The organism is Kitasatospora sp. NPDC059462 (assembly GCF_042749955.1).
In the GTDB taxonomy this organism is placed as follows: Bacteria; Actinomycetota; Actinomycetes; order Streptomycetales; family Streptomycetaceae; genus Kitasatospora.
Map to the genome: position 1 here is coordinate 1 of NZ_JBHYUU010000257.1, position 9,454 is coordinate 9,454.

The window sequence follows — 9,454 nt, forward strand, 5'->3', positions numbered from 1 at the left end:
TCGCGCGGGGTGGGGCGGCGATGTCTGCCGCGGGGCGCAGGTCGGCGTGTGAGGCGTCGGGTGCGCCGAGGGACGGGCGGTGGGCGTATAACGGGCGGGGCCCCTTCCGCGTGCCTTTGCGGGCAACCCCCTTGCGCCACGCCCGACGTGAACGCTTCAATCAAGTTAGGAAACTTTCCTAACCCTCTCTCAGGGGTCCGGCCACCCCCATGTCCGGACCAGGGAAACGGAGCGTCAGATGCGTACCCAGCACCGCACCGCCCGCACCGCCCGCCTCGCCCTCGCCGCCCTGCTGGTCGCCGCCCCGGCCACCGTCGCGGCCGCCGGAGCCGTCCACGCCGCCCCCGCCGCCGGCAGCGTCCGGCTCGCCGCCGTGGGTCTGGACGACCCGCACAAGAAGGACATCGCCATGCAGCTGGTGTCCAGCGCCGAGAACTCCTCCCTCGACTGGAAGGCCCAGTACAAGTACATCGAGGACATCAACGACGGCCGCGGCTACACCGCCGGCATCATCGGCTTCTGCTCCGGCACCGGCGACATGCTCGAACTCGTCGAGCACTACACCGACCTGAAGCCGGGCAACATCCTCGCCAAGTACCTGCCGGCGCTGCGCAAGGTCAACGGCACCGACTCGCACTCCGGCCTCGGCTCCGCCTTCGAGCGCGACTGGGCGACCGCCGCCAAGGACACCGTCTTCCAGCAGGCCCAGAACGAGGAGCGCGACCGGGTCTACTTCAACCCCTCGGTCAACCAGGCCAAGGCCGACGGCCTGCGCGCGCTCGGCCAGTTCGTCTACTACGACGCCATCGTCATGCACGGCCCCGGCACCAGCTCCGACAGCTTCGGCGGGATCCGCGCCGCCGCCCTGAAGAAGGCCAAGTCCCCCGCCCAGGGCGGCGACGAGGCCACCTACCTGAAGGCCTTCCTGGACGCCCGCAAGGTCGTCATGAAGCAGGAGGAGGCCCACGCCGACACCAGCCGGGTCGACACCGAGCAGCTGGTCTTCCTCAACGCCAGGAACTTCGACCTCAACCCGCCGCTGAAGTGGAAGGTCTACGGCGACAGCTACGTCATCAACAGCTGACGCGGGGCCGGTGCGCCGGGGGGCCCGGGGGGGGCCCGCGGGGGCCCTGCTCGCCGTACGGGTCAGTCCTGCGGCCAGGCGTCGGCCAGCATCTTCCGGGTGTCCGCCAGCAGCTGCGGCAGCACCTTGGTGTGGCCGACCACCGGCATGAAGTTGGTGTCCCCGCCCCAGCGCGGCACCACGTGCTGGTGCAGGTGGGCCGCGATGCCGGCCCCGGCCGCCGCGCCCTGGTTCATGCCGATGTTGAAGCCGTGCGCACCCGAGGCCGCGCGCAGCGCCGTCATCGCCTTCTTGGTGAACACCGCCAGCTCGGCCGTCTCCGCCCCGTCCAGCTCGGTGTAGTCCGCCGCGTGCCGGAACGGGACCACCATGAGGTGCCCGCCGTTGTACGGGTACAGGTTGAGCACCGCGTACACGGTGTTGCCGCGCGCGACGACCAGCCCGTTCTCGTCGCTCAGCGACGGGATCGAGCAGAACGGGCAGCCGTCGTCCGGAGCCGGGCCGGTGGGCTTGTTCTCGCCCTGGATGTAGGCCATCCGATGGGGGGTCCAGAGGCGGCGGAAGCCGTCCGGCTCCCCGACGCCCTGCTGCAGTTCCGGCTCAGTCGTCATGCTGATCAGCATATTCGCCCAACCGTGCTTGCAAAGCCGCGCGGGGCGGACTCCTGAAGGAGCCCGCCCCGCGCCCGCGCACACCCGACGGCGTCAGACCTGGATCCGGCGCTCCACCGCGTCCACGATCTCGGCGACGGCGTCGGCGACCGGCACGCCGTTCTTCTGCTCTCCGTTGCGGTAGCGGAAGGAGACCGCGCCCGCCTCGACGTCGTCGTTGCCGGCGATCAGCATGAACGGCACCTTGCTGCGCTGCGCGTTGCGGATCTTCTTCTGCATCCGGTCGTCCGAGGTGTCCACCTCGACCCGGATCCCGCGCTTCTTCAGCTCGGCCGCGACCTCCAGCAGGTACGGCACGTGCTCGTCGGTGATCGGGATGCCGGTCACGGTGACCGGGGCCAGCCACGGCGGCATGGCGCCGGCGTAGTGCTCCAGGAGCACCGCGAAGAACCGCTCGATGCTGCCGAACAGCGCCCGGTGGATCATGACCGGCCGCTGGCGCGAGCCGTCCGCCGCCGTGTACTCCAGGTCGAAGCGCTCGGGCAGGTTGAAGTCGAGCTGGATGGTCGACATCTGCCAGGTGCGGCCGATGGCGTCGCGCGCCTGCACCGAGATCTTCGGGCCGTAGAAGGCCGCGCCGCCCGGGTCCGGGACCAGCGGCAGCCCCTGCTTCTCGGCCACGCTCGCCAGAACGGCGGTGGCCTCCTCCCACGCGTCGTCGGTGCCGACGAACTTCTCCGGGTCCTTGGTGGACAGCTCCAGGTAGAAGTCGGTCAGACCGTAGTCGCGCAGCAGGTTGAGCACGAAGGTGAGGGTGGAGTCGAGCTCCTCCGCCATCTGCTCACGGGTGCAGTAGATGTGCGCGTCGTCCTGGGTGAAGCCGCGGGCGCGGGTCAGCCCGTGCACCACGCCGGACTTCTCGTACCGGTACACCGTGCCGAACTCGAACAGGCGCAGCGGCAGCTCACGGTAGGAGCGGCCACGCGCGTCGAAAATCAGGTTGTGCATCGGGCAGTTCATCGGCTTGAGGTAGTAGTCCACGCCCTCGTCGAGCTGCATGGGCGGGTACATGCCGTCCGCGTACCAGTCGAGGTGGCCGCTCTTCTCGAAGAGCTTCCCCTTGGTGGCGTGCGGGGTGTAGACGAACTCGTAGCCCTCCTCCTCGTGCCGGCGGCGCGAGTAGTCCTCCATGGCGCGGCGGATGATGCCGCCCTTGGGGTGGAAGACGGCGAGGCCGGAGCCGATCTCCTCGGGGATGGAGAAGAGGTCGAGCTCGTTGCCGAGCTTGCGGTGGTCGCGCTTGGCGGCCTCCTCCAGGAACTCCAGGTGCGCCTTGAGCTCGTCCTTGCTCGGCCAGGCGGTCCCGTACAGGCGCTGGAGCATGGGGTTCTTCTCGCTGCCGCGCCAGTAGGCGGCGGCCGAGCGCATGATCTTGAACGCCGGGATCATCCGGGTCGACGGCAGGTGCGGGCCGCGGCAGAGGTCGCCCCAGCACAGCTCGCCGCTCTTGGCGTCCAGGTTGTCGTAGATGGTGAGCTCACCGGCGCCGACCTCGACGTCGGCGCCCTCGCCGGCGGTGGCGGCGGAGCCCTTGAGGCCGATCAGCTCCAGCTTGTACGGCTCGTGGGCCAGCTCCTCGCGGGCGGCCTCGTCGGTCACCACCCGGCGGGCGAACTTCTGCCCGCGCTTGATGATCTCCTGCATCTTCTTCTCGATGGCCTTGAGGTCATCGGGGTGGAACGGCGTCGCGACGTCGAAGTCGTAGTAGAAGCCGTCCTTGACCGGCGGGCCGATGCCGAGCTTGGCCTCCGGGAAGAGCTGCTGCACGGCCTGGGCCATGACGTGCGCGGTGGAGTGGCGCAGGATGTCGAGGCCGTCCGGGCTGGAGATCGCGACCGGCTCGACCTCGTCGCCGTCCTGGAGGGCGTGGGCGAGGTCCTTGAGCTGACCGCCGACGCGGGCGGCGATGATCGAGCGGTCGTCGGCGAAGAGCTCGGCGGCCGTAGTGCCCGTGGTCACCACGCGCTCTTCCCGATCGGGTTCGCGGTTGATGATTACCCGGACGTCCGTCACCGGTCTCTCCTGACGTGCTGGATTCAGAGGACGCAGCACAGCGCTGCGCCTGACGATGGTACCGAGAGCGGTGACCCCACCGTCACCTCCGTACCCTTCCTACCCGCCCCGCCCCTCCCCCAGCGTCTTGAGCAGCCGCTCCCGCTCGGCGTCCTCCAACCCGCACGGTTCCGGGCCGGTGGGCCGGGTCAGCCGCCGGAAGCCGCCGCGCCGCTCCAGGCGGCCGCTGATCCGCACCGGGGTGCCGGCCAGGTGGGCCTCGGCGGCGAGCCGGTAGGCGGGGTCGGCGAGGCGGATCTTGACCTCGTCGACCTCGGCGCCGCCGAGCACCCGCAGGCGTACGCTGCCGGGCCCCGCGGGGTCGGCGCGCTTGAGGCGGACGACGAGGCCGACGACGGTGACGGCGACGGCGGGCTCGATGCGTTCGAGGAGTTCGGCGGCCTCGTCGAGGGCGGGCAGGTCGCCGGGCGAGAACTCGACGGCGATCCGGCGGTCGCCGAAGCCGCCGGGGGTGCCGGCGGCGGCGGACCAGGCGACGGTGAACCGGCCGGCGGTGGCGCCGCGCACCAGGTCCTGGACGGATTCGACCAGCTCGCGGCTGACGCCGGACTGGACGGCGTTCTCGAAGGCCTCGCCGCCGCCGCTGACCCGCCGGTAGTCGACGGCGTCGCGCAGCGCCTCCAGGGCGCGGACCAGGGTGGTGACGGCGGCCCGGCCCTCGGGGGCGGGGGTGTAGGCGGTCAGGCCGGGGCCGGCGGCGACGACCAGGACGCGGTCGAGGAAGTCGCCGGCCCAGGCGTCCAGACGGGCACCGAAGTAGGCGGCGCGGGTGCGGCCGGCCTTGGCGCCGGCGGCGAGCATGGCGCGGGCGGCGCGCCGCAGCCGTTCGGTGTCGTCCCAGGGCGCCGCGCCGGGGACGGCGGCGGGGGGTGCGGCGAGGTCGCGGTGCCACTGGAGCTCGTCGCCGGGGACGGCCAGGGCGAGCAGGATGGCGCGGGCGGAGGGGCTGGCGGAGCGGGAGAGCGCGGTGACGGCGTCGGTGAGCAGGTCGACCGCGTCGTCGAAGCCGTCACCGGCGGGGACGAGCAGGCTGACGCCGGGGTCGGTGCCCTCGGGGGGTGTCCAGCGGCCGTAGCGGGCGGTGGGTCCGCCGCGCCGCACCCAGCCGTGCCGGGCGAGCAGGGTGGCGAGCACCGCGGGGTCGACGGCGGACGGATCGGGCAGCGGCGCGGTCTGCGGCGGTCCGCCGGCCTTGGCGCGCATCGGCCCGTGGGGCAGTGTCATGGGGCGGCTCCTCCCGGCCGGGGCCGGGCCGTCACGGGCTGCCGCCCGCTCCGACCCGGGCCATGATGGCGCACAGGGCGCGGTCGTCGAAGACCTTCGCGGTGGGGACGCGGACGTTGGTGCGGCGCTGCCCGGTGACGGGGTGGCCGGCCAGGTTGACCCAGTAGCAGCAGTGCCGCAGTTCGAGGGCGTCGGGGCGGGCGGCGAGCCAGCGGTCGACGCGGCGGGGCAGCAGCATGACGACGAGGATCCGGGGCACGGCGACCCGGGGCCGGGCGAGCTTGCGCAGGTGGTCGTTGTCCAGGGTGAAGGAGAAGAACGCGCCGCGCGGGTCGGGGGCGATCTGCTGGGTGGCCTTCAGCTGGATCTTGACGGTGACCTCGTCGTCGACCTCGTGGCTGCGCGAGCCGTGGCTGACCTGCCAGTCGATGCCGTTGTCGGGGAACGGCTGGGAGAGCGAGCAGCCGGCCGCGGCGGCGACCGCGTGCAGATAGCCGACTTGCAGGGTCTCCATGCAGGCGGTCACCGCCAGGTCGCCCCGCAGGACGGCCGCCGTCTCCTCGGGCTGCGGCTGCGTCAGCGCCATGACCGTCCGTCCTCCCCCGTCCCCCCGGGCCCGTCCGGATTCGAACAGGGCACCTGTGGGCAGGGTGCCCGGCCGGTGCCGCGCCAAACGGTTGAGGGTGCGTCAGGGGCGGGTATCACCGGAGCGGGATCGCGCCGTTCTCCGAGGGGCAGTCATGCAGCAGCACTGGTTCACCGGCCCGCTCGCCTCCTTCGACACCGAGACCACCGGCGTGGACGTCGAGAGCGACCGCGTCGTCTCGGCCGCCCTGGTCGTCCAGTCCGCCCCGGGCGCCGCCCCGGTGGCCACCGGCTGGCTCGCCGATCCCGGCGTCCCGATACCCGACGGCGCCCGCGCGGTGCACGGGATCAGCGACGAGACGGTGCGGGCGCACGGGCGGCCGGCGCCGGTGGTGGTGGCGGAGGTGGCCGCCGCGCTGGCCGAGCAGGCGCGGGCCGGGCGGCCGGTGGTGGTGATGAACGCGCCGTACGACCTGACGCTGCTGGACCGGGAGTTGCGCCGGCACCGGGGGGTGTCGCTGGCCGAGACGATCGCTCCGGCGGCCCTGCTGGTGCTGGATCCGCGGGTGTTGGACAAGTACGTGGACCGCTACCGCCGGGGCCGCCGGACCCTGACCGACCTGTGCGCGCACTACGGGGTGGAGCTGACCGGTGCGCACGACGCGGCGGCGGACGCGACGGCGGCGCTGGAGGTGGTGCGGACGATCGGCGCGCGCTACCCGGGGGCGCTGGGCGGGCTGACGGCGGCGGAGCTGCACCTGCGGCAGGCGGTCTGGCACGCGGCGCAGGCCCGGGGGCTGCAGGCGTGGTTCGACCGGTCGGGGGCGGACGAGCGGGTGGACCTGTCCTGGCCGCTGCGGCCGGCCCGGTGCGGGTGCGGCCGGCGGCTGTCGCCGGAGCACGAGTGCGAGGTGGCGGCGTAGCACGCGGGGCCGGGAACGCCGCAGGCCCCGACCGGTCTTCCGATCAGGGCCTGCGTGCTGTCCGGTGGGCGATACTGGGATCGAACCAGTGACCCCTTCGGTGTGAACGAAGTGCTCTCCCGCTGAGCTAATCGCCCGGGCAACGAGAAGAACTGTAGCACCATTCGGGGGGTGCCGTACAACTCGTTCGGGGAGTGCGTCCGACGCCTCCGCAGAACTCCTGCGTCACGCGGAAGGTGACTGCGCCTCAGCACATTCCCGGCACCGTTCGCCGGATTGCGGAAATACATGTGAGGCCCAGCCGATAATCGACTGGGCCTCACATATCACAATGCATTCCGGTGGGCGATACTGGGATCGAACCAGTGACCCCTTCGGTGTGAACGAAGTGCTCTCCCGCTGAGCTAATCGCCCGGGTGCAGGGAAAACATTACCGCATCCCGGGGGGTGGTCCGAACACGCCGCCCCGCCCCGGCGGCCCCGCCCGGACCCCCGGCGGGCGGCGGGCGGAGACGGGCGGACCGGCTCAGTCCTCGTGGATCTTCCAGGGCATGACCAGCCCGTACTTCCACAGGTACCAGCCGCCGAGCGCGGCGATCAGCGTCAGGCCGATCGCGGTGAGCGTGAGGTTGCGGCGCCGGACCTTCGGGTCCAGGGCCTTCTGCGCGGCCTCGGCCACCTTGCGGCGGGTCCAGCGCAGCGCCAGCTGGGCCCAGACGAACTCGGTCGCCCAGATGCCCATGCCGAGGAAGATGACCACCCAGCCGGGGCCGGGCAGCGGGAGCATGATCACTCCGAGCACCACCACGGCGAGGCCGACCAGGAAGACGGCCACCTGCCAGCTCAGGTGCAGCGGGCGGGAGCGGCGGATGAACCGCGGGGCGCGTGAGCCCAGCGGCTTGTCACCCTCCGTACCCCCCTCGCCGCCGGGCGTCGCTCCCCCGCCGCCCGCCCCCGTCGCCCCCGTGTCGTCCGGCACGATCGCGTCCCCCGTTCCGGTGTTCCCGCCCGCGTCGCCGCGTGCCTCGTCGCTTCGCACAGTCATGCCAGGAAACTAACCGAGAAGGGGCCCGGTAATCGCCGGCCGGGCACTCTGTGGCGATTCCGCAATGCGCCGTAAGGGGTACGACTCGCGCCCGAATCGGGACAGAGGGGTTTACATCGGTCGTGGAGGTGGGATGGTCCGTTCGCCGACGTGCGATTCCCCGAGCGCACACTGAGCGAAAGGCCATGGCGCTTATGAACACCACGGTCAGCTGCGAGCTGCACCTGCGCCTCATCGTGTCCAGCGAGTCCTCACTGCCCGTCCCCGCGGGCCTTCGCTACGACACCGCCGACCCCTATGCCGTGCACGCCACCTTCCACACCGGTGCCGACGAGACCGTGGAGTGGGTGTTCGCCCGAGATCTCCTTGCGGAGGGGCTGCACCGACCCACCGGTACGGGCGACGTCCGGGTGTGGCCGTCGCGCAGCCACGGGCAAGGGGTGGTCTGCATCGCCCTGAGCTCTCCGGAAGGAGAAGCCCTGCTGGAGGCCCCGGCCCGGGCGCTTGAGTCGTTCCTCAAGCGGACGGACGCCGCCGTGCCGCCCGGCACCGAACACCGTCACTTCGACCTCGACCGGGAGCTGTCCCACATCCTCGCCGAAAGCTGACCCCGACCGGAGGCGGTCACACCCCGCTGTCGGCGGGGTCGTAGCCCCTGCCGTCAACCGCAGCCGTCCTACTCGGGGGCACGGCAGCAGACTCAGCCGCGCACGACGCGGTCTCGGGGCCGGTGACGAAACGGTTCTCTCCCACTCGGAGCGGGCCCGCGGCACCGAAGGCGCCCGGCATCGGAGCCGGTCATCCCGTGGATGGCCGGCCTCGCTGCCGGGCGCGGCCATTTTCCCGCCCTCCCGCCGGCCCGTCGCCACCGCTCCCCGGCGCTCCCGCCCGGCCGGGCGGCTGCCCGGACGCCTGGCCGGGCGGACACCCGCCGGGCACGGACCCCGCGGAAAACCCCGTACAGACTGACGGAATCCGTACGCATCTTCGACGCAAGCCGCCGCCGCTCGTCGCACCGCCCCGGTAAGGTCTGGGAATGACCCGTAGTCGCGGGGTGCCCACGGCCCCCTCCGCACGAGGAGCCTCCACGTGCTGATCACCCATGACACCGAGTGCGCGCTGAGCATCCTCGTCGAGCTGCTCAACACGGCCCCCGAGGTGTGCGGCACCGAGCTGATGCCCGACGTGGCCGCCCTCGACGCCTTCGTGGTCCGGCAGGAGATCAGCGAGATCGATTCGCTGACCGAGGACGACCTGCGCCAGGTGCACCAGCTGCGCACCCGGCTGCGCGAGGTCTACGGCACGGAGTCCACCGAGGAGGCCGCCGAGCTGGTCAACGCCCTGGTCGCGGCCGCCGGCACCACGCCCCGGCTGACCAACCACGACCACCACGGCTGGCACATCCACTACTTCGCGCCGCACGCCGCCCTCGGCGACCACCTGGCCGCCGAACTCGGCATGGCACTGGCGTTCATCCTCACCGCGGGCGAGCGCGAACGGCTGCGCCGCTGCGAGGCGCCGGACTGCGCACGGGTCTTCGTGGACCTCTCGCGCAACCGCTCGCGCCGCTACTGCGACAGCCGGACCTGCGGGAACCGGCTGCACGTGGCCGCCTACCGGGCCCGCCAGCGCTCGGCGGACACCGTCAGCCCGGCCTGAACCGGCCGCGGGGCCGCTGCGCTCAGATGCCGCGGCGGCGCAGGATCTCCTCGATGTCGGCGAACTCGTCGAGGCCGTCGCGGCCCTTGCCCTTCTTCTCGGCGCGCCCGGCCTTCTCCGCACGGGCGGCCTTCTCCGCGTGCCCGGGCGCCGCGGCGGCGGCCGGGGCGCCGGTGGCGGGGGCCACGGC

At 72.4% G+C, this 9,454-nt stretch carries 9 protein-coding genes and 2 tRNA genes; 4 read left to right on the forward strand and 7 right to left on the reverse strand.

Features of this window, described 5'->3' with window-relative positions; all coding sequences use genetic code 11:
* Positions 1-238: 238 nt before the first annotated feature.
* A complete protein-coding gene (locus ACFXAM_RS35750; RefSeq protein ID WP_380297749.1) occupies positions 239-1,084 on the forward strand; it encodes a chitosanase in 846 nt (281 codons plus the stop codon).
* A gap of 62 nt (positions 1,085-1,146) precedes the next feature.
* On the opposite strand, the gene ACFXAM_RS35755 is transcribed toward ACFXAM_RS35750, so the two are convergent.
* The 4 genes from ACFXAM_RS35755 to ACFXAM_RS35770 all read right to left on the reverse strand — a co-directional run bounded on the left by ACFXAM_RS35755 (position 1,147) and on the right by ACFXAM_RS35770 (position 5,638).
* Positions 1,147-1,707: an HIT family protein gene (locus ACFXAM_RS35755; RefSeq protein ID WP_380297751.1), complete on the reverse strand. Its 561-nt coding sequence runs from the start codon at positions 1,705-1,707 to the stop codon at positions 1,147-1,149.
* A gap of 81 nt (positions 1,708-1,788) precedes the next feature.
* Positions 1,789-3,768 carry a threonine--tRNA ligase gene (gene thrS, locus ACFXAM_RS35760; protein ID WP_380297754.1) on the reverse strand — a complete coding sequence of 660 codons (1,980 nt, stop codon included), beginning with the start codon at positions 3,766-3,768 and terminating at the stop codon, positions 1,789-1,791.
* Positions 3,769-3,867: 99 nt separating this feature from the next.
* Positions 3,868-5,052 carry a hypothetical protein gene (locus ACFXAM_RS35765; RefSeq protein ID WP_380297755.1) on the reverse strand — a complete coding sequence of 395 codons (1,185 nt, stop codon included), beginning with the start codon at positions 5,050-5,052 and terminating at the stop codon, positions 3,868-3,870.
* Between the two features lie 31 nt (positions 5,053-5,083).
* Positions 5,084-5,638 carry a DUF4365 domain-containing protein gene (locus tag ACFXAM_RS35770; RefSeq protein ID WP_380297757.1) on the reverse strand — a complete coding sequence of 185 codons (555 nt, stop codon included), beginning with the start codon at positions 5,636-5,638 and terminating at the stop codon, positions 5,084-5,086.
* A 154-nt stretch (positions 5,639-5,792) separates the two neighbouring features.
* Here ACFXAM_RS35770 and ACFXAM_RS35775 point away from each other — a divergent pair, with 154 nt between their 5' ends.
* On the forward strand, positions 5,793-6,560 hold the full coding sequence (locus ACFXAM_RS35775; RefSeq protein ID WP_380297759.1) for an exonuclease domain-containing protein: 768 nt from the start codon (positions 5,793-5,795) through the stop codon (positions 6,558-6,560).
* Positions 6,561-6,625: 65 nt separating this feature from the next.
* Here ACFXAM_RS35775 and ACFXAM_RS35780 read toward each other — a convergent pair.
* The 3 genes from ACFXAM_RS35780 to ACFXAM_RS35790 form a co-directional block, all read right to left on the reverse strand.
* A tRNA-Val gene (locus ACFXAM_RS35780) sits at positions 6,626-6,697 on the reverse strand.
* Positions 6,698-6,902: 205 nt separating this feature from the next.
* A tRNA-Val gene (locus tag ACFXAM_RS35785) sits at positions 6,903-6,974 on the reverse strand.
* Between the two features lie 112 nt (positions 6,975-7,086).
* Positions 7,087-7,605: a TIGR02611 family protein gene (locus ACFXAM_RS35790; RefSeq protein WP_380297760.1), complete on the reverse strand. Its 519-nt coding sequence runs from the start codon at positions 7,603-7,605 to the stop codon at positions 7,087-7,089.
* Positions 7,606-7,799: 194 nt separating this feature from the next.
* On the opposite strand from ACFXAM_RS35790, the gene ACFXAM_RS35795 reads away from it, so the two are divergent.
* Positions 7,800-8,213: an SsgA family sporulation/cell division regulator gene (locus tag ACFXAM_RS35795; protein ID WP_030056266.1), complete on the forward strand. Its 414-nt coding sequence runs from the start codon at positions 7,800-7,802 to the stop codon at positions 8,211-8,213.
* A gap of 481 nt (positions 8,214-8,694) precedes the next feature.
* The gene (locus ACFXAM_RS35800; protein ID WP_380297762.1) at positions 8,695-9,264 is read left to right on the forward strand and encodes a CGNR zinc finger domain-containing protein; all 570 of its coding nucleotides are present in this window, start codon (positions 8,695-8,697) and stop codon (positions 9,262-9,264) included.
* The last annotated feature ends 190 nt before the right edge of the window (positions 9,265-9,454 follow it).

Coding starts and splice junctions, on each gene's coding strand:
- ACFXAM_RS35765 (WP_380297755.1), bottom strand. CDS start 5,052: ATGACACTGCCCCACGGGCCGATGCGCGCCAAGGCCGGCGGACCGCCG.
- ACFXAM_RS35770 (WP_380297757.1), bottom strand. CDS start 5,638: ATGGCGCTGACGCAGCCGCAGCCCGAGGAGACGGCGGCCGTCCTGCGG.
- ACFXAM_RS35775 (WP_380297759.1), top strand. CDS start 5,793: ATGCAGCAGCACTGGTTCACCGGCCCGCTCGCCTCCTTCGACACCGAG.
- ACFXAM_RS35795 (WP_030056266.1), top strand. CDS start 7,800: ATGAACACCACGGTCAGCTGCGAGCTGCACCTGCGCCTCATCGTGTCC.
- ACFXAM_RS35790 (WP_380297760.1), bottom strand. CDS start 7,605: ATGACTGTGCGAAGCGACGAGGCACGCGGCGACGCGGGCGGGAACACC.
- ACFXAM_RS35755 (WP_380297751.1), bottom strand. CDS start 1,707: ATGCTGATCAGCATGACGACTGAGCCGGAACTGCAGCAGGGCGTCGGG.
- ACFXAM_RS35750 (WP_380297749.1), top strand. CDS start 239: ATGCGTACCCAGCACCGCACCGCCCGCACCGCCCGCCTCGCCCTCGCC.